Origin of the sequence: Mesorhizobium robiniae (assembly GCF_040545535.1) — a bacterium.
In the GTDB taxonomy this organism is placed as follows: domain Bacteria; phylum Pseudomonadota; class Alphaproteobacteria; order Rhizobiales; family Rhizobiaceae; genus Mesorhizobium; species Mesorhizobium robiniae.
In genome coordinates this window covers 13,474-36,604 of the sequence record NZ_JBEPMC010000006.1, presented here as the reverse complement: position 1 = coordinate 36,604, position 23,131 = coordinate 13,474, and the positions used below count along the sequence as shown (strand labels likewise).

Sequence of the window (23,131 nt, the reverse complement as noted above, 5' to 3'; positions counted from 1 at the left end):
TGCTGCCGCCGCTGCAAAACGCACCGGCGAAGCTGCGCGCCGCAGCGCTTGAGCACCTTAGCCGATCTTCCCATCCACGATATGAATGCGGCGATCCATGCGCGCCGCCATGTCGAGATCATGCGTAACCGCTACGACGGTCTTGCCACGCTCGCGCACCAGATTCTCCAGGATTGCGAAAACTTGCTCGGAGCTCTTGCTGTCGAGGCTTCCCGTCGGCTCGTCGGCTAGGATGAGCGGCGGGTCGTTGGCGAGCGAGCGCGCCACCGCGACGCGCTGACGATGGCCGCCCGAGAGCTGGTCAGGCCGCTTGTCGAGATGTTCGCCGAGGCCCAGGGATGAAAGCAGTTCCCCGGCCCGTTGGCGCATTTCGGGCCGTCCCAGCCGGCCCAGCTTGCGCATCGGGATTTCGACATTTTCGCGGGCCGTGAATTCCGGCAGCAGAAAATGAAACTGGAACACGAAACCCAGCATCGAAAGCCTGGTCCGCGCACGCTCCCTTTCATTCATTGGCTCGGTATCGCGGCCGCCAATTTTCAACCTCCCCGCGGTCGGCCGGTCGAGCAGCCCGAGCAGATAGAGCAGTGAAGATTTGCCGGAGCCGGAGGGACCGGTGACAGCGACGAATTCTCTCTCGTTAATCGCGAGCGTGATGTCCTTGACCAGCGTGACGGGAACGGTCTCGGGCAACACGCGTGTCAGTTTCTCGGTCTCGATCAGTGCACTCATGACGCGCTGCAAGCAGGATTCATGACGAGGAGGTGTTCGATCGCAGCATCGACGTGCAGATATTGCGACTGCGCCGCAAGCTCGAAGTCAAGCCGAGCGAGCCCAATCTCATTGTCACCGAGCGGGGCGCTGGCTACCTGTTCGCAGCCTCAGTCGAGGTGCTGTGACTTTGCCGGAGGGGCGCCATGTTCATGGCAGATATGAACGTTCATCGCCTCATAGCATGCACGCTACCGATATTTTCGCCGCCCATCGGCAGCGCCATGTCGTCGTCGAGCAAGCGCGTAATGCGGGCGAAACCGGCAAAAGCCTTCCTTGCTTCCTCTGCCGACATCCTTCCCGCCAGAGCCGCGGAGCAGCAATTCACCGCACATTGATAGACGGGCCCACGCCGGCCTGTTGGCCACTTACGCAAGAAGTCCATCGCTTCGGTCACGCTACCAATTTCTGCGGCAGGGCCGTTCTGCCCGCGCGAAATCCGCACAGGCGTAAAGAATTGCAGGCGATCCATCGTTTCCTCCCGGTCGATCGCAACATCTGATCGAACTGTATTAAACTTGTGGCGGGCCATTTGGTTCCGGCAAAGAGAGCCCGATGCTGAAAAAGAAGGTCGGGCTAAAATAGAAGCCTCTCACATCGCTCGACCGAAATCGAATCACCAAACGTGACAAACGAGCGACAAACCGTTGCGCTGCGTCGATAAGCACGATTCTCATTGAATATCTTTAAGGTCAAAGCCGGCAAATCAATCTGTTGCCGGTCCCCTTGCGTCAGGCTTAACCTGCACGGTCAACGCGTGAGGGCGCGTGCGGCCAACAAGGGGACATCGCAATGACCATACAAGGCGCATCACCTGACCTGTATAACGAGGACCTCGCTCCTGCCAAGGTTCGAAACTGGGGACCATTCTCCATCTTCAACGTCTGGACGTCGGACGTTCACAGCCTCTGGGGCTACTATCTGGCGGCAAGCCTGTTCCTGTTCTGCGGTGGCTTCGTCAACTTCATTATCGCCATCGGCATCGGTTCCATGATCATCTACGTGCTGATGAACATGGTCGGCTATGCCGGCGTGAAGACCGGGGTGCCCTACCCCGTCCTTGCCCGCGCTTCCTTCGGCATCTGGGGCGCCAACATACCGGCCTTGGTGCGCGCCATCGTCGCCTGCTTCTGGTACGGCGCCCAGACCGCAGCCGCGTCCGGCGCCATCGTAGCGCTGCTGATCCGCTCGCAGTGGTTCGCCGACTTTAACCAGAACACACATTTCCTCGGCCATACCGGCCTGGAGGTGATCTGCTTCGCGGTGGTCTGGGCGCTGCAGTTGCTGATTATCCAGAAAGGCATGGAAACGGTGCGGCGCTTCCAGGACTGGGCCGGTCCGGCGGTTTGGGTGATGATGCTGATCCTGGCGATCTACCTCTGTGTCAAGTCAGGGACTTTTGCCTTCACCAGCGACATCCCGATGGATGTGCTGCTCGAAAAGACCAAGGATGCGGGCGTGCCCGGCACGCCGGGCTCGTGGACTTCGCTGTTCGCGGTGGCGGCGATCTGGGTGACCTATTTCTCGGCGCTCTATCTCAACTTCTGCGATTTCGCCCGCTACGCGCCGGACAAGGCATCGCTGCGCAAGGGCAACATCTGGGGCCTGCCGGTCAATCTCATCCTGTTCTCGCTGGTCGCCGGCGTCACCACGATTGCCGCGTTTGACGTTTATGGCGAAGTGCTGCTGCATCCCGACCAGATATCGGCCAAGTTCGACAGCTGGTTCCTGGCGGCGCTCGCAGCCCTGACCTTCGCCGTGGCGACGCTCGGCATCAACGTGGTGGCAAACTTCGTGTCGCCGGCTTTCGATTTTTCCAACGTCTTTCCACGGCAGATCGACTTCAAGAAGGGCGGCTATATCGCGGCGCTGATCGCGCTGGTGCTCTACCCCTTCGCGCCATGGGAAGGCAGCGCTGCCTCCTTCGTCAACATCATCGGTGCGACGATGGGACCGATCTTCGGTGTCATGATGGTGGACTATTACCTGATCCGGAAGGGCGAGGTCGACGTCGAGGCCCTCTACAGGGAAGACGGCGAGTTCCGCTTCCAGAATGGTTGGCATGTCAACGCCTTCATCGCAGCCGGCATCGGCGCGATCTTCTCCTCGCTCCTGCCGAACTTCACCAACTGGCTGCCGTCGTGGTGGGGCGTCTACGGCTGGTTCTTTGGCGTGGCGATCGCAGGTGTCATCTACTATGTGCTGCGTACGATGGCACTTGGTGCCCGGGCCAGGACGGCAAAGGCTTGAGATATCCAATCGGGGCGGCGCAATGCCGCCCCGCTCTACTTAGCGACCATTTCCGCCAATTTGCGCACTGTGTTCCAGTTGCGCGACGTGCCGACACCGAGACGTTTATGGCTTGTCGCCGCAAGCAATCGCGAACTTGGCGTTTCGCGGGAAAAGACGACCCAGATGTCGCCGCTGACCGCCCGCATCTTTTCATCCTTGCCGACATAGGCGTCCAGCGCCGCGACGGCTTCCGCCGGAACGGGCTTGCGCATTACGCGCACCGCCACCTGGTCCGCGGCGGCAGCCGATTCGGCGGGAAACGGATTGCCGGCCGCAAGCATCAACCAGTCATTTGCGCGGCGCACGATGATATCGACATGGCGGCCGAAGGTTGCCTCGAACGCTGCTTCGAGCCGCCCTTCCAGCACTGCAATTTCCGTTTCTTGCGCCTCGAAGACCAGATTGCCGGTCGCCACCAGCGTGCGCGGGTTGCTCAGCCCCAGGCCTTGCGCCATAGCCCTGAGATCGGACATGACGACCCGGCGTCCCTCGCCTAGGACGATGCTGTAAAGCAGAGCGACATAGGTTTGCACGGCAGCCGGGCGGCAGGCCTAGACCAATCGCGACTGTTCCACTGCCGCTTCGATGAAGCTGGCAAACAGTGGATGCGGGTCGAGTGGCCGGCTTTTTAGTTCGGGGTGGTACTGCACGCCGATGAACCAGGGATGGTCTGGATATTCGACCGTCTCCGGCAGGACGCCGTCCGGCGACATGCCGGCAAAGACCAGGCCGCAATCCTCAAGCCGCTCCTTGTAGTCGACATTGACCTCATAGCGGTGGCGGTGACGCTCGGAAATCTGCGTGTCACCATAGATGTCGGCGATTTTCGAGCCCTTGGCGAGGTCCGCCTGATAAGCGCCTAGCCGCATGGTACCACCGAGATCGCCGGTCTCTCTGCGCTTCTCCAGCATGTTGCCTTTCAGCCATTCGGTCATCAGGCCGACGACCGGCTCCTCGGTCGGGCCGAATTCGGTCGAAGAGGCATGCTCGACGCCGGCCAGCGAACGCGCCGCCTCGATGCAAGCCATCTGCATGCCGAAGCAGATGCCGAAATACGGCACCTTTCGTTCGCGGGCGAACTTCGCCGCCAATATCTTGCCCTCCGCACCGCGTTCGCCAAAGCCGCCGGGAACCAGAATGCCATGGACCTTCTCCAGCCACGGCGCCGGATCCTCCTTCTCGAATATCTCGCTCTCGATCCAGTCGAGCTTAACCTTGACGTGGTTGGCAAGACCGCCATGCGACAGCGCCTCGATCAGCGATTTGTATGCGTCCTTGAGGCCGGTGTATTTGCCCACGACGGCGATGGTCACCTCGCCTTCGGGATTGTGGATGCGATTGGACACCGCTTGCCAGGGCTCCATGCGCGGCTTCGGTGCCGGATCGATGCCGAAGGCGGCCAGCACTTCCGAATCGAGCCCTTCATTGTGATAGGCCATCGGCACGTCGTAGATGTGCGGCACGTCGAGTGCCTGGATGACCGCGCTTTCGCGCACATTGCAAAACAGCGACAGTTTGCGGCGCTCTTCCTTGGGAATGGGGCGGTCGGCACGGACCAGCAGAATATCAGGCGCGATGCCGATGCCGCGCAACTCCTTGACCGAATGCTGGGTCGGCTTGGTCTTCAATTCGCCCGCCGTCGGTATGTAGGGCATCAGGGTCAGATGCACATAGACGGCGTTGTTGCGCGGCAGGTCGTTACCGAGCTGGCGGATCGCCTCCAGGAACGGCATCGCCTCGATGTCGCCGACGGTACCGCCGATCTCGCACAGGACGAAGTCGTAATCGTCATTACCATTGAGGACAAAATTCTTGATCTCGTCGGTGACGTGCGGAATGACCTGCACGGTGGCGCCAAGATAGTCGCCGCGCCGCTCCCGCTCGATGATGTTCTTGTAGATGCGGCCGGTGGTGATGTTGTCCTGCTGATTGGCCGAGCGGCCGGTGAAGCGCTCATAATGGCCAAGATCGAGATCGGTCTCGGCGCCGTCATCGGTCACGAAGACTTCGCCATGCTGGTATGGCGACATCGTGCCGGGATCGACGTTGAGATAGGGATCAAGCTTCTTTATGCGCGCGCGATAGCCTCGCGCCTGCAAGAGGGCCCCAAGGGCCGCTGCAGCGATGCCTTTTCCGAGTGAGGAGACCACGCCGCCTGTGATGAATACATATCGCGCCATGGGAGTCATCGCTTAACGCGGCCGAATTGATTCCGCCAGAGAAAAAACCGCCGCGAAGGCTTTTTCCCAAGAAGGCGTTCTGGTGACGGGCGAGCAAAACAAAAGGGCCGGCAAAGCCGGCCCTTCGGCAGTATCGTTTAAAACGTCAGATGATGACGACCTTGGTGCCGACTTTCACCCTGCGGTAGAGATCCATGACATGCTCGTTGATCATGCGGAAGCAGCCATTGGAGGCGCTCGTTCCGATCGACTGCGGCGCGATGGTTCCGTGAATGCGCAGATGTGTGTCCTTCTTACCCTCATAGAGATAGATGGCGCGCGCGCCGAGCGGGTTGTCGCCGCCGCCGGGCATGCCGTCCTTGTACCGGCCATAATTCTTCGGTTCACGCTTCTGCATGTCGAGCGTCGGAATCCAGCGGGGCCATTCCTGCTTATCGCCAACTGCGACCGTGCCCTTGAACTGTAGGCCCTCACGGCCGACGGCGATGGCATAACGGCGGGCGGTCGACGAGGATTCGACGAGGTAGAGGCGGCGTGCGCTCGTATCGATGACGATGGTGCCGGGATTGTAGCCGGTGAACTCCACGCTCTGCGGCACGAACTCCGGCTTTACGGTGAACTGCTTCTTGGCTTCCTTCCTGGCGAGTGCGGCGTCAAGAGCGCGCGTCTCGGGGAGCAGCGACATCGAAGAGGACGAGGCGCTGCCGCCGAACAGGCCGGCGAACAGCCCGACGCTCTGCGGTTTCTGTCCGATCGCCTCGCTGCGCAATTCGCCATTGTTGCGGACCAGCGCAACGTTCATGGCCTCGGCGGAAACTGGTTCGGCCGACTGGATCGGTACGAGGGGTTGAACCGGTTCGATGATCTTGACGGCCTTCTTCTTAGCCGGCTTGGCGTCAGCCAGCTGGGCAGCAGGCTTATCTTTCTTGGCAAGGCCCTTCTTGGCAAGAAATGCCTGCCGTTCCGCGTCGGCCTTGGCTTTGGCCGCCTCGCGCATCGCCAGCTTCCTGGCCTCGATCGCCTTGGCTCGAGCGGCCTCTTTGTCGGCGGCGATCTTGGCTTCGAGCTTGCTGATCTGGGCAAGATCGTCCGAAGTCGGCTTTTTCTTCTTCTTGAGGAGCCTAAGTTGCGCCGTGTCGCTTTTGGCGGCGACGTTGACGACGTCAGTTGTCACTGCGGCCTTAGAGGCCGAATTGCCCGCCGGCATGGCCGCGTAAGCGGGCGCACCAAGGCTGAGCGCGGCACAAAGGCCGGCTAAAATGAAGCTGCGAAGCTGCATGGCGAAGATCCGATCGTTCAATGCTTGTTGCCCACGGCGTCGCCCGGCGTCCCCCAAGGACCCCGAAAGTGCCGCGCGCAATCTATAATCGATTAATCGAAGGCGCCTCAAGCGCCGCGTCGTGCCGTGCCCGGTCGAATCTACGTGATCGTGCGGCATTTGCCGCGACTGTGTTCAAACAACAACAGATCGCGGCGCCGGACGTCCGTCGATTACTGGTTTGGAACCTGCGGCGTCACCGGCGCCGTGGCGCCGTTTGTGGCCGGCGGCGTGGTCGAATCCGCGGCAGGCGGCGCAGTAGGAGCCGGCGCTGCTGCATCATTGCCGGAAGGCGGCGTCGGTGCCGTGTTGCCGGAAGGCGGCGCAGGCGCCGTAGTGCCAGGCAACTGGTCGAGCACGCCACCGCCCGCGCCGTTCGCCGCCGGCACGCGATCGAGAATATCGATCGGCTTCTCGCCGTAACGGGCGATGATCGACAGCGTCAGCGAGGTGACGAAGAAAGCCGCCGCCAGGATCGCCGTCGCCCGTGTCAACGCGTTGGCAGCGCCGCGCGCGGTCATGAAGCCCGATCCGCCGCCGATGCCGAGGCCGCCGCCTTCGGAGCGCTGCAGCAGCACCACGCCGACAAGAGCGAGCACGACCATGAGGTGGACGACGATCAGTACGGTTTCCATAGGTTATCCTGGCAAAGCCTTGCGCGGCCGTGGATACGACCGGTGATTTGGAGGCGGCTCAATACAATGCTTTGATGGCATTTCCAAGCCCGCAGCCGGAATATGGGAAGCAATGCGCCCTTTGCAACGATTTCCGCTGCGGCACCGCCTATCCCAGCCCGCCAGGACTGGGTGCTACGAGATATTTCGATAGGCTTCGGCGATGCCGAGAAAGTCCGCCGCTTTCAGACTGGCGCCGCCGACCAGGGCGCCGTCGACATTTTTCACGCCAAGCAGTTCGACGGCGTTCGACGGCTTGACCGAGCCACCATAGAGAATGCGCATCTTCGCCGCTGCGCTGCCAAGCTTTTCCGACAGTTTTTCGCGGATATGCGCGTGCGCCTCCGTAACGTCGGCGGCGGTCGGCGTCAGTCCTGTGCCGATCGCCCATACCGGCTCGTAGGCGATGACGGTATTCGACGCCGTGGCGTTGGGCGGCACCGAGCCGGAGAGCTGGCGCGACAGCACGTCGAGCGTAGCGCCCGCTTCGCGTTCGGCTCTCGTCTCGCCGATGCAGATGATCGCCACCAGCCCGGCACGCCACGCGGCGGACGCCTTGGCCTGAACGATGGCGTCGTCCTCGTTGTTATCGGCACGACGTTCGGAATGGCCGACGATGACGTGGCTGGCGCCCGCGTCTTTCAGCATCTCGGCCGAAATGCAGCCGGTATGGGCGCCGCTCTCCTTGGTGTGGCAATCCTCGCCGCCGGCCCGGACCGGCGTGCGCGACAAAATCTCTGCGGCGTGCGCAAGCAGGGTCGCCGGAACGCAGACCAGCGCTTCGGTCTCAGCATCGAGCCCGCTCATGAAGCCGTTGCCGATCATCCTGAGTTCGTTGAGCGAGGCACTGGTGCCATTCATTTTCCAGTTGCCTGCGACCAGCGGGCGGATTCCTGGCGTCATGGGATTTGCTTCTCCGGGCAATATTCGGCTGCGTCCTCACTAGCAAACTCAGCCCACAAAGCAATCGACAGTGGGCCGGAAGGACGCTATTGCGCTTGTTTCAGACTCGGCGCATGCGAAAATGCGCAAAAATCGGAAGTGACCATGCTTGGTATCTTGAGAAACGCGGCGGGGACCTGGGTCGCGAAGGCGTTGCTGATATTGTTGGTGTTGAGTTTCGCCGTCTGGGGCATTTCGGGGCAGCTTCTGGGTGGTTTTGCAGGCCACGACGCGGTTATCACGGCCGGAGGCACCAAAGTATCGATCAACGAGTATCGCCTCGCCTATGATCGCCAGATCAGCGTGATGTCGCAGCAATTCGGCCAGCGCATCAGCCGCGAGCAAGCGACGGCGCTCGGCCTGGACAACCAAGTGCTGGCGCAACTCGTGTCGGGTGCAGTCCTCGATGAGCAGGCCCGCAAGCTCGGGCTTGGGCTGTCCAAGGACCGCCTGGCCCAACTCACGCATGAAGACCCCGCCTTCAAGGGTCCCGGCGGCAGCTTCGACAGGCGAACGTTCGAATACATTCTGCAACAGGTCGGTATGCGGCCGGAAGACTACCTCAGGAACCGCGCCCAGGTGGCTGTGCGCCAGCAGATCGTCGAGGCGGTTTCGGACGGTCTCAAGACTCCGGATACCTTCTTGAAGGCGGTCGCGCTCTATCGTGGCGAAGACCGCACCATCGACTATGTGACGCTGCCGAAATCACTGGTCGAGCCGATCGAAGCGCCGTCCGACACAGTACTCTCGGCCTTTTTCGAGGAAAACAAGAAGACCTATGCGGCGCCCGAATACCGCAAATTCTCCTATGTCAGGCTCGAGCCGGAAGACATCATGGATCTGAGTGCTGTGACCGACCAACAGGTCAGCGAGGACTACAACAAGAACAAGGCGCGCTACACCACGCCGGAAACGCGCACCATCGAACAGCTCGTGTTCAAAACGCCTGATGCCGCGAAGGCCGCGCTCGATTCACTCAGGACCGGCGCAACTTTCGACAAGATCGTTGCCGCCGAGGGTAAGACGCAAGCCGACACGCTGCTCGGCACGCTGACCAAGGACAAGATCGCCGACAAGGCGGTGGCAGACGCCGCCTTCGCGCTAAACGCCAACGAGGTCAGCCCGGTCGTTCAGGGCGCTTTTGGTCCGGTGCTGCTGCGCGTCACCGATGTCAAGCCCGAAGTGGTGAGGCCGCTGGCCGAAGTGTCCGCTGAGATCCGCAAGGATCTGGCGCTGAGCGAGGCGAGCCGCATTCTGCTTGATGTGCATGACAATTACGAAGATATGCGCGCTTCGGGCAGCACGCTCGCGCAAGCGGCCGAAAAACTGAAGCTTAAGGTCGTCACCATCGATGCAATCGATCGCACCGGCCAGAGGCCGGACGGCACCGTCGTCAACGACCTGCCGGAATCGCCGGATCTCATCAAGGCGGTGTTCGACGCCGAACCCGGCGCCGAGAATCCCGACCTCACCACCGCCGGCAACGGCTTCGTGTTTTACGAAGTGGATTCGATCACGCCGGCCCGCGACCGCACGCTGGATGAAGTCCGCCAGAAAGTAGTGGCCGACTGGACGGCGGCGGAAACGACCAAGCGGCTCACGGCGAGAGCGGACGAACTCGAAAAGCGTCTCAAGGCCGGCGCCACGCTCGATGTGATCGCAAGCGAGCTCAAGCTCGAGAAGCAGACCAAGCGCGGCGTAAAGCGCGAGGCGGACGACGTCGATTTTGGCAAGGAAGGGGCGGCTGCGATGTTCGACGAGGGCGAAGGCGGGACTGGGTTGATCCCCTCGCCCACCGGCGACGGACAAATCTTGTTCAAGATTGCCGAAGTCTTCGAGCCTGCCGGAGCCGACGCGAGCTCGGTGCCGGAAGACGCACAGAAATCCTTCACCTCCGGCCTGTCGGACGACCTGCTCGACCAGTTAGTGGCGCAGTTGCAGACCCAATACGACGTTCGCATCGACCAGACCGCCGTTGCCCAAGCCCTGACCAGATGAGCGCGCTCAAGACCCATATCGCCAAGGTTGCCGCCGGCGACGCCCTTTCCTTCGAGGAGGCGCGGGAGGCCTTCGACATCATCATGTCGGGCGACGCGACACCCGGCCAGATCGGCGGCTTCCTGATGGCGCTGCGCGTGCGCGGCGAGACGGTGAGTGAGATTTCCGGCGCCGTCGCCACCATGCGCGCCAAGATGCTGCGTGTCGAAGCGCCCGCTGGCGCCATCGACATCGTCGGCACCGGCGGCGACAATTCGCACAGCGTCAACATCTCGACCGCTTCCGCCTTCGTCATCGCCGCCTGCGGGGTGCCGGTGGCCAAGCATGGCAACCGCGGACTGTCGTCGCAGACCGGCGCCGCCGACGTGCTGACAGCGCTCGGCGTCAAGATCGATATCCCGCCGGAAACGATCGGCCGCTGCATCCACGAAGCAGGCGTCGGCTTCATGTTCGCGCCGGCGCATCATCCGGCAATGAAGCATGTCGGCCCGACCCGCGTCGAGCTTGGCACCCGCACCATCTTCAACCTGCTTGGTCCGCTCTCCAATCCGGCCGGTGTCGCCAGACAGATGGTCGGCGTGTTCTTGCCGGAGTGGATCATGCCGGTGGCCGAGACGTTGAAGGCGCTGGGCGCCGACCACGCCTGGGTCGCCCATGGCGACGGCTATGACGAGATTACCACCACCGGTGAAACCCAAGTGGCCGAACTGGTCGGCGGCGAGATCCGCAGCTTCACGCTGACCCCGGAAGCGGTGGGACTGAAGCGTCACACCAAGGACGAGTTGCGCGGCGGCGATGCCGCCTACAACGCCCAGGCGCTGCGCGACATGCTGGGCGGCGCTGCCGGCGCCTTTCGCGATACGGTGCTGATGAACGCCGGCGCCGGACTGGTGGTGGCGGGCAAGGTAACAACGCTTGCCGACGGCATGGCGACGGCGGCGCAAGCCATCGACAGCGGCCGCGCGCTGCAAGTGCTCGACCGGCTGGTCGAGATTTCGAACGGATAGAGCCGTGTCTGACATTCTGCGCAAGATCGAAGCCTACAAGCGCGACGAGATCGGGGCGGCAAAGGCGCGCGTGCCGCTTGCCGAGATCAAGGCGCAGGCGAAGGACGCCGATGCGCCACGCGGCTTTCTCGCGGCCCTTGAAGCCAAGCGCAAATCCAGCAGTTTCGCGCTGATCGCCGAGATCAAGAAGGCGAGCCCGTCCAAGGGTCTGATCCGCGCCGATTTCGATCCGCCGGCGCTGGCCAGGGCCTATGCGAAAGGCGGCGCCGCCTGCCTTTCGGTGCTGACCGACGCGCCGTCCTTCCAGGGCGCGCCTGAATTCCTCACCGATGCGCGCAGCGCCGTGACATTGCCCGCTTTGCGCAAGGATTTTCTGTTCGAGCCTTATCAGGTTTTCGAAGCCCGTGCGTGGGGTGCGGATGCCATCCTGATCATCATGGCGAGCGTCGATGACGCCATGGCCAGGGAGCTCGAAACGACGGCTTTCGAGCTTGGCATGGACGCGCTGGTCGAGGTGCATGACGAGGCCGAGACGGAACGCGCGCTGAAACTGTCGTCACGGCTGATCGGCATCAATAACCGCAACCTCCGGACGTTCGAAACCAGTCTCGACACCTCGGAGCGGCTCGCTGCGATGGTGCCGGCCGACCGCCTGCTGGTCAGCGAGAGCGGTATTTTCTCGCACGAAGACTGCCGCAGGCTGGAACGGAGCGACATCGGCACCTTCCTCGTCGGCGAGAGTCTGATGCGGCAACAGGACGTGGCTGCCGCAACGCACCTGCTTTTGATGGGCAAGGCGCCGGCTCATGCATCGGCCCGAAAATCAGAATCGATTTTCGGAGAGCACGATGCTTAGATTCAAAGTGTTAGAGCGTACCATGTGCGTCCAAACGGACGCACATCGCTCTAAGGCCATCTGACGATGACGACCGCCCTCACCCATCTTGGCGCGACAGGCGAAGCCAACATGGTCGATGTCGGCGACAAGGCGGAGACGACGCGCACGGCGATCGCCGAGGGTTTTGTCTCGATGCTGCCGGAGACGCTCAAAATGATCCTCGATGGCGACGCCAAGAAGGGCGACGTACTCGGTACGGCGCGCATCGCCGGCATCATGGCGGCCAAGAGGACGCATGAGCTGATACCGCTCTGCCATCCGCTGCTGTTGACTAAGATATCCGTCGACATCGAACCGGACGCGGCGCTGCCCGGCCTGAAGGTCACGGCATTGGCCCGCGTCACCGGCAAGACCGGCGTCGAGATGGAGGCGCTGACCGCCGTCTCGGTCGCTTGCCTGACGATCTACGATATGGCCAAGGCGGTCGACCGCGCCATTGTGATCTCGGGCGTCAGGCTGGTGGAAAAGACCGGCGGCAAGTCCGGCGACTACAAAGCGGGCGCCCAGGGGACAGGCCGATAATGGCGCTGCTTCCGGTCGCCGAGGCGCTAGAGCGCCTGCTTGAAGATGCGGCGCCCTTGCAAGCTGAAAGCGTCGCCCTGATGGACGCCGCCGACCGCGTTCTGGCGGAGCCGCTCATGGCGCTCCGCACCCAGCCGCCCTTCAACGCGTCCGCCATGGACGGCTATGCCGCGCGGGCCGAGGATGTCGCCTCCGTGCCGGCAAGACTTTCGGTGATCGGCATGGCGCCGGCCGGACGCGGCTTTGCCGGAACGGTCGGTCCGGCGCAAGCCGTGCGCATCTTCACCGGCGCGCCGCTTCCCGCAGGCGCTGATACCATTGTCATCCAAGAGAATGTCCGCGATCTCGGCGGCGGCAGCATCGAAGTGACCGCGCCGACGGTTGAAGGCCGCAACATTCGACGCCTCGGGCTCGATTTCTCGAAGGGCGACGTCCTGCTGGAGAAAGGTCGCCTGCTTGATCCGGCGGCGTTGTCGCTGGCGGCGTCGGCCAACCATCCGCAGGTCAGCGTGGTGAAACGGCCGTTGGTCGCTATCATCGCTACCGGCGACGAATTGCTGCCGCCGGGCAGCGAGCCTGGCCCCGACCAGATCATCTCGTCCAATGCCTATGGCGTCGCCGCTGCAGCCCGCTTGGTCGGCGCCGACGCGCTCGATCTCGGCATCGCCTCCGACCGCAAGGAGGCGATCGCCGCGTTGGTGAAAAAAGCGGTCGATGCAGGAGCCGACGTCATCGTCACGCTGGGCGGCGCCTCAGTCGGCGACCACGACCTTGTGCATGACGTGCTGACTGGCGAAGGCATGACGCTCGATTTCTGGAAGATCGCCATGCGACCGGGCAAACCGCTGATGTTCGGCCGGCTGGGCGACGTCCGCTGCATCGGCCTGCCTGGCAATCCAGTGGCGAGCCTGGTCTGCACACAGCTTTTCCTGAAGCCGTTGCTTGCGCGGCTCGGCGGCCGCGCCTACCGGCAGGACATGCGTCAGGCGCGGCTCGGCGCCGCCATACCGGCCAACGATCTCAGGCAGGACTATGTACGCGCGGTGGTGAAGGAAGACACCGGCACGCTAACGGCGACGCCGTTCGGCATCCAGGATTCCTCGATGCTCAGAACGCTGGCCGATGCGAACGGGCTGATCGTGCGTGAGCCATTTGCACCCCCAGCCGCGACAGGCGCCGCCTGCAGCGTGCTGATGTTACGCTGAACAAACCGTCAACGCATTCATTAAACTTTAAACAGTTGCGGAACACAACTGGAACAGATAGTGTTTGTTCTGGGTTTGTTTTTCTGATTCTGTTGGGGGTCGCGATGCTGACACGCAAACAACATGAGCTGTTGATGTTCATCCACGAGCGGCTGAAGGAAAGCGGTATTCCGCCATCGTTCGACGAGATGAAGGAAGCGCTCGACCTGGCCTCCAAGTCGGGAATCCATCGGCTGATCACGGCACTGGAGGAGCGCGGCTTCATTCGTCGGCTGCCCAACCGCGCTCGCGCGCTGGAGGTGCTGCGCCTGCCCGATTCGATCGCGCCCGGCCTCAATGCGGCGCGCAAATTCTCGCCGAGCGTCATTCAGGGCAGCCTTGGGCAGAGCAGCCATGGACAGGGCAGCCTCGGGCGGCAGATCAAGCCGGCGCCTTCACGCATGCCCGCAGCCGGCAACGACGACGACGTTGTCGCCACCGTCTCCATCCCGGTGATGGGCCGGATCGCTGCCGGTGTGCCGATCGATGCCATCCAGCACCAGACGCATTCGATCTCGGTGCCACCGGACATGATCACCGGCGGCGCGCACTACGCGCTGGAAGTCAAAGGTGATTCGATGATTGAGGCCGGCATTTTCGACGGCGATACGGTCATCATCCGCAACGCCGACACCGCCCAGCCTGGCGAGATCATTGTCGCCCTGGTCGACGAGGAGGAAGCGACGCTGAAGCGGTTCCGCCGTAAAGGCGCCTCGATCGCCCTGGAAGCCGCCAATCCGGCCTATGAGACGCGCATATTCGGGCCGGACCGGGTCAAGGTGCAAGGCAAGCTGGTTGGATTGATCCGGCGTTACTGAACGGCAGCTTTCTTGGCTTTCTCAGGCTTGCGGTAAGGCGGCAGACCCCTCGCCTCGCGCGAAAATCTCCGCTGCTCATGCCAGGGCCTGTATGGCTGTTCGACGGCAAAACGGATTTCTGCGCGCGTCGTCGCAGATTGCGGATCGAAGAAGACGGCAGCACTGCCCATGCGAGCGAGCTGGCGTTTGGTGACGACGAGAACCAGCGGGTTGCGGCAGGGATTATAATAGGCTGTGGCGTCGTCAATAACGAGCAAATCCGCAAAGCCACAGGCCGGCCGCGCGGTTTTGCGGTCGTCGGCGAGCGCGATGATCGCGCCGGACGGATGCCGGGCGATGCAAAGGCCGTCAGTGCAGTAAAAAGGCGCTCCCGGCGGCAGGTCGGCCGGGTCGGCGATGTCGAACCGCACGTCTCCTTTTTCGAATGTCTCCGGCTCGACAATAGTCGCTGAAATCAGCGCATGTTTCCAATTGTCGGTGGTGAATTCGTTCGAGCGCACTCGGTTGACGGCAAGTTCTCCCCCGCCGATCGGCAGCGCCACCAGATGCGCGTCCTCCGAGATCAGCACGTCGGGGGTGCGTGTCTCGGAAATCGTCAGCAGGCCGGCGAGCGCAAAGGGAAGTGCCGCAAGCCGCAACCATGTCGTCGCCATTGTGGCAATGACCAGGGCGACCGTCACCAGCAGAACCGACTGCAACGAAATCAGCCCGACTGCATCGACCGGCGAACGCTCGGAGATCCATCCCGATATTGCGATCATGGCCGTCAGCCCCTTGCCCATCATGTAGAGGAAAGGCCCGTCGAGGCCGAAAGGCATTGCCAAGGCGCTGACGACGGCCAGGAACATGACGACCGTAACGATCGGCATGACGGCCAGATTGGCGAACAGGCTGAGCGGCGAGACGCGCTGGAAGTGCCAGATGGCGAAAAGCGCGGTGGCGCTGCCGGCAATGATGGAAGTCATTGCGATGGTACCTGTCCCAGCGAGGAGTTTGCGCGTGACGAAAGCGACCGGTGACCGTCGCTGCGGCGGCGCCTTGGCCTTGTCGGCACGATAGTCCGACCAGCCGGCATAGGCGCCTACGAGAGCCGCGGTCGCGGCGAAGGACATCTGGAAGCTGGGGCCGACCACCTCGTGCGGCGACACGACGATGACGGCGATCGCTGAAATCGTCAGATTGCGCATGGTGAGTGCGGCCCGATCGAACAACACGGCGACAAGCATCACCGCCAACATGATGAAGCTGCGCTCGGCCGCGACCACGACACCGGAAAATATCAGATAGGCAGCTATGGAAACGAGTGCGGCGCCGGCCGCATATTTTTTGACCGGCCTACGCGACGAAAAATCGGGAAACAGCGCAAAGGCGCCGCGCAGCAATCCCATGATGGTGCCGGCAACAAGCGCCATGTGCAGGCCGGAAATGGAGATGATGTGGTAGATGCCGGTGCGCCGCATCGATTCGTTGATTTCTTCGGGGATGCCGGCACGCACGCCGACGATCAGCGCAGCGGCAATCTCCCCCTCGGCCCCACCGATGCTGTCCCTGATGTGGTCGGCGATGGTTTCGCGCGCCTTTTCGATCGAGGCGGAAAGGCGCGCGGCTAACGGTGCATCCTCGGAAGCGACGATCTTCGGATTGCCGAGGAAAAAGCCGCTGGCGCCAATGCCGGCGAAATAGCTGTCAAAGGAGAAGTCATAGCTGTCCGGCCTAACCGGGCCAGTCGGAGGCAGAAGCCTCACATAGCCGGCCACCACCGAGCCTGCGGTCATCTCGGCGGGAGTTTTGCGTGCCGAAACCCTGACACGTTCCGGTGCATAACGCAGGGTCGGCCGGGCGGTCGATATCACGTCGATGGTCAGCCTGATCCGGCCGTTCGCCATCTGGTCGAGCCTGACGACGCGGCCGGTGAGCTGGGTCTGGATTACCGAACCGAGCATCTGCGTTCCCGCGCGCCAGGTTTCAACCTTGGCGGCGAGCACACCGAGTGCGCACAGCAACGCTGCCATGAAACACAAATGCGTTTTGCGCCATGACCGCGTGACCGCTGCACACAATGCCGTGAGGACCACGACGGCGATGGGTTGGGGAAAGCCCGGTTCCACGGCAAGCGAAAAATAGACGATCACGCCGGATGCCAGGAAAACCGGCACCAGCAGGAAGGCGACGCCGCGGTCGAGTTCCATGCCGGCCGCCGAAACAACGCTGTTGCGGACAGCGGATGGTGCGAGGCGACGGAACTGTCGGCGGAAACCAACGACAGGCCTGGGTGTTGGACCGGGTATTGGCGCGGAGCGGCCTGGCGAAAGAAGCTGGATGCCCGAGTGCGACCCAGGCAACGAAACGGGTAGCGGCTCGGCGTGAGGAACGTCGGCAAACAGCGATCGTTCGCTGACGCTTGCGACCACGCCCTCGCTCTCGTTCACGCCGCGGCCTGGTCCAGCCATCGGGTCTGCCCCTTGCGCCCTTGACCTCCTATGCTACATGAACGCGCGACGCGCGAAAGTCCGCGCAACCACATCCGTTTCCTGCGCCTGCCTGAGAGTTCCATGTCCGACAAGGTCGTAACCCGTTTTGCCCCCTCGCCCACCGGCTTCCTGCATATTGGCGGGGCGCGCACGGCGCTGTTCAACTGGCTGTATTCGAAACACACCGGCGGCACCATGCTGCTGCGCATCGAGGACACCGATCGTGAGCGTTCGACGGCTGCGGCAACCGCTGCCATCCTCGACGGGCTCTCGTGGCTCGGCCTCACCTGGGACGGCGAGCCGGTATCGCAGTTCGAGCGCGCGCCGCGCCACCGCGAGGTGGCCGAGGAGCTGGTACGCATGGGCAAGGCCTACTATTGCTATGCGACGCCAGCCGAGTTGGAGGCAATGCGCGAGGCGGCCCGGGCCAAGGGGCTCCCTCCCCGCTATGACGGCCGCTGGCGCGATCGCGACCCGTCGGAGGCGCCTGTGGGCGTCAAGGGCGCCATTCGCATCAAGGCGCCGACCGAGGGCGAGACGGTGGTGGATGATCTCGTGCAGGGCGCAGTCCGCTTCCCCAACAAGGATCTCGACGATTTCATCATCCTGCGCTCGGACGGCAATCCGACCTATATGCATGCCGTCGTCGTCGACGACCATGACATGGGCATCACCCACATCATACGCGGCGACGATCATCTGACCAACGCCGCCCGCCAGATGGTGATCTATCGAGCCATGGGCTGGGGCGTGCCGTCGATGTCGCATATCCCGCTGATCCACGGCGCCGACGGCGCCAAACTGTCGAAGCGACATGGTGCGCTCGGTGTCGAGGCCTATCGCGCCATGGGCTATCTGCCTGAAGCGCTGCTCAACTACCTGGCGCGGCTCGGCTGGAGCCATGGCGACGACGAGGTGATGTCGATCAAGGACATGATTGCCTGGTTCGATATCGGCGACGTCAACAAGGGCGCCGCCCGTTTCGACTTCGCCAAGCTGGAGGCCCTGAACGGCGTGCATATGCGCCGCATGAGCGACGCCGAATTGCTCGATATCTTCATCGCCACCTTGCCCTATCTCGAAGGCGGCCCGGCGATCGCAGCGCGCCTCGACGACACGCGCAAGGCGCAATTGCTTGCCGCCCTGCCAGGCTTGAAGGAGCGCGCCAAGACGCTGGTCGAGCTTGTCGACGGCGCCGGCTTCCTGTTCGCCGAGCGGCCGCTGCCTATCGATGAGAAGGCGGCTGCATTGCTCGGCGGTGAGGCGCGCGAGATCCTGCGGGGTGCCCACGCGACCCTGAAGGCAGTTTCAGGCGATTGGACGGCCGCCGCGGCGGAGGCTGCGATCCGCGAATATGCTCTGGCAGGCGGTCGTAAGCTCGGCGCCGTGGCCCAACCTTTGCGTGCCGCGCTGACCGGCAAAAGCACCTCGCCCGGCGTGTTCGATGTGCTTGCCGTGCTTGGCCGCGAGGAAAGCCTGGCGCGCATATCCGATCAAATCGATTAGCAAAACTGGCCCAAGAAGATTGGCATTGAAAGGCGGGTTTCGCAGTGCAACATTAGGTCTTGGCCCAATTTGGCACGCAAATCCAATAGCGGGCGCAAACGCGCGAACTCCGATCCTTTCGACGTGTTGCGTTGCAGATATATTGCCTTGCCGGCAGTGAGAAAACCAAAAGGAGTTTGCAATGTCCGAAGCTGCGACAAAGATGGAATTTGGCGGCAAAACCCAAGCATCGACTGCAAAACTTGAATTCGGCGGCAAAACTCACGAGCTCAAGGTGCGAAGCGGTTCGGTCGGACCTGATGTCATCGACATCGGCTCGCTTTACAGCACCACCGGGGCCTTCACCTACGATCCCGGTTTCACGTCGACGGCAAGCTGCGAGTCGGAAATCACCTTCATCGATGGCGATGCCGGCATTCTTTTGCACCGCGGTTACCCCATCGACCAGCTGGCCGAGCATGGCGACTTCCTCGAAGTCTGCTACCTCCTGCTCTACGGCGAATTGCCGACCAAGGCGCAGAAGGACGATTTCGACTACCGGGTGACGCGCCACACCATGGTGCACGAGCAGATGTCACGCTTTTTCACCGGCTTTCGCCGCGACGCGCATCCGATGGCGGTGATGTGCGGCGTGGTCGGCGCGCTGTCGGCCTTCTATCACGATTCCACCGACATCTCGGACCCGTATCAGCGCATGGTCGCATCGATGCGGCTGATCGCGAAAATGCCGACGATCGCGGCGATGGCCTACAAATATCACATCGGCCAGCCCTTCATTTACCCGAAGAACGAGCTGAATTTCGCGGCCAATTTCCTGCATATGTGCTTCGCCGTGCCGTGTGAGGAATACAAGATCAACCCGGTGCTGGCGCGTGCGATGGAGCGCATCTTCATCCTGCACGCCGATCACGAGCAGAACGCCTCCACCTCGACCGTCCGCCTCGCCGGCTCGTCGGGCGCCAATCCGTTTGCCTGCATCGCTGCCGGCATCGCCTGCCTGTGGGGACCGGCGCATGGCGGCGCCAATGAGGCCGCTCTGAACATGCTGGGCGAAATCGGTCATGTCGACCACATCCCGGAATTCATCGCGCGCGCCAAGGATAAGAACGACCCGTTCCGATTGATGGGCTTTGGCCATCGCGTCTACAAGAACTACGATCCGCGCGCCAAGATCATGCAGAAGACCGCACATGAGGTGCTGGGCGAACTCGGCATCAAGGACGATCCGCTGCTCGACATCGCCATGGAGCTGGAAAAGATCGCGCTGACCGATGCCTATTTCATCGAGAAGAAGCTTTATCCGAACGTCGATTTCTATTCCGGCATCACGCTGAAGGCGCTGGGCTTCCCCACCACCATGTTCACCGTGCTGTTCGCGGTTGCCCGCACAGTCGGCTGGATCGCGCAGTGGAAGGAGATGATCGAGGATCCGCACCAGAAGATCGGCCGCCCGCGCCAGCTCTATACAGGTGCGTCGGAACGGGATTACGTGCCGATTGCGAAGAGGTGAATGGTGAATGGTGAATGGTGAATGGAAGTAAGCAAGCGCCGTTTGGCGGCTATAGCTAGCTTCTATTCACTATTCACTATTCACTATTCACTATTCACCCTTTTATGTACCCCATCACCACCCCCGCCGCGATATCGCCGGACGGCCTGCCGGTGGCCATGCGTCTGCCCACTTCGGCAAAACCGTCCTTCTGCCAAGTGCGGTAGGCGGTGTCGGAAAACAGCGCTTCCAACTGCCGCGCCAGATAGTGCGGCCGCACATATTCATTGTAGTGCTCGGTCACCACCGGACGGTCGGCGATGAGATTGGGCAAGGCGGCGCTCCATACGGTGATCAAGCGTTGGGCTATCCGCATGACCGGATCGAGCCGGTAGCAGGAGATCATCGGCACACCCGACAGCGCCAGTTCCAGCGACACCGTTCCCGATGCGATCAGCGCCGCATCGGCCTTACCGAAAGCCTGCCATTTGCGTTCGGGATCAAGGATGATCTCCGGCTTCTCGTCCCAACTTGCCACCGAAGTCCTGACCAGGTCGGCGACATGCGGAACCGTCGGCAACAGCAGGCGCAGGCGATGCCCGCGCGCGCGCAGGATCGAGACCGTCTTGCCGAACGGGCCGACCAGCCTTCGCACCTCGCCGCGACGCGAGCCGGGCAGCACCAGCAATGTCTTCACGCGATCCTCGGACAGGTCGCGCGGCAGGCTTTGCGCCTTGGCAGCACCGAGCACGCCCGGATCATGCGTGAGGCGATGGCCGACATAGGTGCCGGGCGGGCCTCCGAGGCGGGCGAGTTCCTTCACCTCGAAAGGCAGGATGCAAAGGATATGGTCGACATACGGTCTCATCGCCACCGCCCTGCCCGGCCGCCATGCCCAGACGCTCGGGCAGACATAGTGGACGATGGGGATTGCCGGATCGGCGGCACGCACCTTCTTGGCTACGCGGAGTGAAAAATCCGGACTGTCGATGGTGATGAGGCAGTCGGGCTTTTCACCGGCGACCGCGCCGGCCGTTTGGCTGATCCGCCGCATCAGGCGCGGCAGGTCGCGCAGGACCGCGCTCAGCCCTGTCAGCGCGATCTCGCTGCCCTCGAACAGGGGGATGAGGCCAAGCGCCTGCAGATGGCGTCCGCCAATGCCGACGAGCCTGACCTCGCGGCCGGTCGTGCGCTTGAGCGCCTGGATGAGGTCGGCGCCAAGCAGGTCGCCGGATTCCTCGCCGGCGACGATGGCGATCTTCAGCGGCTTGTCACTGGCCATTGGCCGGCTCCTCAACGGGCAGGCCGACGATGAAGAGGCCGAGCGCATTGGCGCGCGCGATGGTGACGGGGGCCTCCAGAATGAGCGAACGACCAGCTTCGATGGCAATGCCGGCAAGGCCGGCTGCATGCGCCGCATCGACCGTCTGCGGGCCGATCGACGGCAGGTCGGCGCGCAACTCCTGGCCGGGCTTGGCGCATTTGACCAGGACACCACGCGTGCCGCCGGCCAGCCTGCCATGACCGCGCAACTCTCTTGCCCGCTCAATCAGCCCGGCAGTGCCCTCGATGCCTTCCAGCGCGATCACCCGCCCACCGACCGCTATTGCCGCCTGGCCGATATCAAGCGCACCAATGGCCTTGGCGGCGGTGCGCCCTGCCTCGATGTCGCGCCAGTCGGATCGATTTGGTCCTGCCGCGGTCAGTGTTCCCTGGCTCGCCGCCAGTTCGGGAACCACCTCATGCGCGCCGACCACTTTGATGCCCCGCTTTTCCAGGCCTCGTGTCAGGACTTTCAGAAGCCCATCATCGCCGCGCGCCAGCGCCAGGACCACCGAAGGCACGATCGCCAGCAATCCGAGACTCGGGCGCATGTCGATCAGCCGCGGCCTGCGCTTGATCTCGCCGGCAAGAACCAGATGAGTGACGCCGTGACGCTTCAGCGTCGCCACCAATGAGCCGATCTGCTCAAGTGCCAGGCTGTCGTGCTCGTACCGGCGGAGCTCCTGCCGGTCGGCCTCGCCTTCCATCAACAGAATGAAAGGCGGATGATCATGCGCGACCAGGCCTTCGGCGACTTCCACGGGCAAGCTGCCGCTACCGGCAACGATACCGATCCTGGAGCCCGGCGGGAGTTGAAGCTTCGTCCCGGCGATCTCAGCCTTCGTCATCGCCATCGTCACCATCGCCGCCCTTGAGCGACGGGACGGCGTAGTGCCGCTTGCCGCGACTGGCGATGAAATCGATGATCTTCATGGCCGTCGGCGATGAAGCGAATTCCGCCTTGGCGAACTCGATATTCTCGCCGACGGTTCGGGAGCGATCGAAAATCGTCCTGTAGGCCTTGCGCAACGTAAGGATCTCGGCGCGCGGCAGGCCGGCGCGCTTCAGGCCGATGATGTTGAGGCCGCGAAGGCTGGCGCGGTTGCCGACGGCGATGGCGTAGGGAATGACATCGCCGACAATTGCCGAGCAACCGCCGAGAAAGGCATTGTCGCCGACGCGGACAAACTGATGAACAGCGGTAAGGCCCCCGATATAGACGTTGTCGCCGATCTCACAATGGCCGCCCAACGTCGCCTGATTGGCGAAGGTGGCGTTCTTGCCGACGACGCAATCATGCGCGATGTGGGCATAGGCGAGGAAGTTGCCGTTGTCGCCGATAACAGTCTCGCCGCGGCTGGAATCGGTGCCGAGGTGCATGGTCACGCCTTCGCGGATCGTGCAGTTCTCACCGATGACGAGCGTGGTACGGCCGCCCTTGTGCTTGGTGTTTTGTGGCGGCGCGCCCAATGTCGCCATCGGATAGACCTTGGTCGAGGCGCCGATCGTGGTCGCGCCAATCACCGAGACATGGCTGACCAGTTCGACGCGGTCGCCGATCACGGCGTCGGCGCTGATGTGACAGAACGGCCCGATGCGGACGCCTTCGCCGATTTTAGCGCCTGCCTCGATGACCGAAGATGGATGGATAACTGTCTGGATTTTCATAAGCATTCGATCG

Annotated in this window: 20 protein-coding genes and 1 pseudogene; 10 read left to right on the top strand and 11 right to left on the bottom strand. The window is 62.7% G+C overall.

Features of this window, described 5'->3' with window-relative positions:
• Window positions 1-57 precede the first annotated feature (57 nt).
• Window positions 58-729 carry an ABC transporter ATP-binding protein gene (locus ABID19_RS17395; protein WP_354492226.1) on the bottom strand — a complete coding sequence of 224 codons (672 nt, stop codon included), beginning with the start codon at window positions 727-729 and terminating at the stop codon, window positions 58-60.
• An 8-nt stretch (window positions 730-737) separates the two neighbouring features.
• Between ABID19_RS17395 and ABID19_RS17390 the strand changes: the two are divergent.
• A pseudogene (locus ABID19_RS17390) lies at window positions 738-896 on the top strand (winged helix-turn-helix domain-containing protein); the annotation flags it as partial.
• A gap of 41 nt (window positions 897-937) precedes the next feature.
• Here ABID19_RS17390 and ABID19_RS17385 read toward each other — a convergent pair.
• Complete coding sequence (locus ABID19_RS17385) at window positions 938-1,240, bottom strand: DUF982 domain-containing protein (RefSeq protein WP_354492554.1); 303 nt, start codon at window positions 1,238-1,240, stop codon at window positions 938-940.
• 320 nt (window positions 1,241-1,560) lie between these two features.
• Here ABID19_RS17385 and ABID19_RS17380 point away from each other — a divergent pair, with 320 nt between their 5' ends.
• Complete coding sequence (locus tag ABID19_RS17380; RefSeq protein WP_354492225.1) at window positions 1,561-3,018, top strand: NCS1 family nucleobase:cation symporter-1; 1,458 nt, start codon at window positions 1,561-1,563, stop codon at window positions 3,016-3,018.
• 35 nt (window positions 3,019-3,053) lie between these two features.
• On the opposite strand, the gene ABID19_RS17375 is transcribed toward ABID19_RS17380, so the two are convergent.
• From ABID19_RS17375 to tpiA, 5 genes are all read right to left on the bottom strand, one after another.
• Window positions 3,054-3,593 carry a DUF1697 domain-containing protein gene (locus tag ABID19_RS17375; RefSeq protein WP_354492224.1) on the bottom strand — a complete coding sequence of 180 codons (540 nt, stop codon included), beginning with the start codon at window positions 3,591-3,593 and terminating at the stop codon, window positions 3,054-3,056.
• Window positions 3,594-3,611: 18 nt separating this feature from the next.
• Entirely contained in the window at window positions 3,612-5,249 is a 1,638-nt protein-coding gene (locus tag ABID19_RS17370; protein ID WP_352929938.1) for a CTP synthase, read from the bottom strand.
• Between the two features lie 136 nt (window positions 5,250-5,385).
• Entirely contained in the window at window positions 5,386-6,519 is a 1,134-nt protein-coding gene (locus tag ABID19_RS17365) for a L,D-transpeptidase (protein ID WP_354492553.1), read from the bottom strand.
• Window positions 6,520-6,731: 212 nt separating this feature from the next.
• Entirely contained in the window at window positions 6,732-7,193 is a 462-nt protein-coding gene (gene secG, locus ABID19_RS17360) for a preprotein translocase subunit SecG (RefSeq protein WP_354492223.1), read from the bottom strand.
• Window positions 7,194-7,367: 174 nt separating this feature from the next.
• A complete protein-coding gene (gene tpiA, locus ABID19_RS17355; protein ID WP_354492222.1) occupies window positions 7,368-8,135 on the bottom strand; it encodes a triose-phosphate isomerase in 768 nt (255 codons plus the stop codon).
• Between the two features lie 144 nt (window positions 8,136-8,279).
• On the opposite strand from tpiA, the gene ABID19_RS17350 reads away from it, so the two are divergent.
• The 6 genes from ABID19_RS17350 to lexA all read left to right on the top strand — a co-directional run bounded on the left by ABID19_RS17350 (window position 8,280) and on the right by lexA (window position 14,661).
• Window positions 8,280-10,172, top strand: coding sequence for a SurA N-terminal domain-containing protein (locus tag ABID19_RS17350; protein ID WP_354492221.1), 1,893 nt, complete (start codon window positions 8,280-8,282; stop codon window positions 10,170-10,172).
• Window positions 10,169-11,179 (top strand): anthranilate phosphoribosyltransferase, encoded by a 1,011-nt coding sequence (gene trpD / locus ABID19_RS17345; protein WP_354492220.1) that lies wholly within the window; start codon window positions 10,169-10,171, stop codon window positions 11,177-11,179. Before ABID19_RS17350 ends, trpD begins: the two co-directional genes overlap by 4 nt.
• 4 nt (window positions 11,180-11,183) lie before the next feature.
• Window positions 11,184-12,035, top strand: coding sequence for an indole-3-glycerol phosphate synthase TrpC (gene trpC, locus ABID19_RS17340; protein WP_354492219.1), 852 nt, complete (start codon window positions 11,184-11,186; stop codon window positions 12,033-12,035).
• A 66-nt stretch (window positions 12,036-12,101) separates the two neighbouring features.
• Entirely contained in the window at window positions 12,102-12,599 is a 498-nt protein-coding gene (moaC, locus tag ABID19_RS17335; protein ID WP_354492218.1) for a cyclic pyranopterin monophosphate synthase MoaC, read from the top strand.
• On the top strand, window positions 12,599-13,804 hold the full coding sequence (locus ABID19_RS17330; protein WP_354492217.1) for a molybdopterin molybdotransferase MoeA: 1,206 nt from the start codon (window positions 12,599-12,601) through the stop codon (window positions 13,802-13,804). Before moaC ends, ABID19_RS17330 begins: the two co-directional genes overlap by 1 nt.
• A gap of 104 nt (window positions 13,805-13,908) precedes the next feature.
• The gene (lexA, locus tag ABID19_RS17325; RefSeq protein ID WP_352929915.1) at window positions 13,909-14,661 is read left to right on the top strand and encodes a transcriptional repressor LexA; all 753 of its coding nucleotides are present in this window, start codon (window positions 13,909-13,911) and stop codon (window positions 14,659-14,661) included.
• On the opposite strand, the gene ABID19_RS17320 is transcribed toward lexA, so the two are convergent.
• Window positions 14,655-17,111 (bottom strand): ComEC/Rec2 family competence protein, encoded by a 2,457-nt coding sequence (locus ABID19_RS17320; RefSeq protein WP_354492216.1) that lies wholly within the window; start codon window positions 17,109-17,111, stop codon window positions 14,655-14,657. The two genes, lexA and ABID19_RS17320, sit on opposite strands and share 7 nt — an antisense overlap.
• 102 nt (window positions 17,112-17,213) lie before the next feature.
• Here ABID19_RS17320 and gltX point away from each other — a divergent pair, with 102 nt between their 5' ends.
• Both gltX and gltA read left to right on the top strand, forming a co-directional pair.
• Entirely contained in the window at window positions 17,214-18,638 is a 1,425-nt protein-coding gene (gene gltX, locus ABID19_RS17315; RefSeq protein WP_354492215.1) for a glutamate--tRNA ligase, read from the top strand.
• Between the two features lie 181 nt (window positions 18,639-18,819).
• A complete protein-coding gene (gene gltA, locus ABID19_RS17310; RefSeq protein WP_354492214.1) occupies window positions 18,820-20,148 on the top strand; it encodes a citrate synthase in 1,329 nt (442 codons plus the stop codon).
• 94 nt (window positions 20,149-20,242) lie between these two features.
• Here gltA and lpxB read toward each other — a convergent pair whose 3' ends face one another.
• The 3 genes from lpxB to lpxA are packed head-to-tail and all read right to left on the bottom strand — an operon-like array spanning window position 20,243 to window position 23,118.
• Complete coding sequence (gene lpxB / locus ABID19_RS17305; protein ID WP_354492213.1) at window positions 20,243-21,409, bottom strand: lipid-A-disaccharide synthase; 1,167 nt, start codon at window positions 21,407-21,409, stop codon at window positions 20,243-20,245.
• Window positions 21,399-22,298 carry an LpxI family protein gene (locus ABID19_RS17300; protein WP_435528750.1) on the bottom strand — a complete coding sequence of 300 codons (900 nt, stop codon included), beginning with the start codon at window positions 22,296-22,298 and terminating at the stop codon, window positions 21,399-21,401. The genes lpxB and ABID19_RS17300 overlap by 11 nt, the downstream gene beginning before the upstream one ends.
• Window positions 22,285-23,118, bottom strand: coding sequence for an acyl-ACP--UDP-N-acetylglucosamine O-acyltransferase (gene lpxA, locus ABID19_RS17295; protein ID WP_354492211.1), 834 nt, complete (start codon window positions 23,116-23,118; stop codon window positions 22,285-22,287). Before lpxA ends, ABID19_RS17300 begins: the two co-directional genes overlap by 14 nt.
• Window positions 23,119-23,131: the final 13 nt, after the last annotated feature.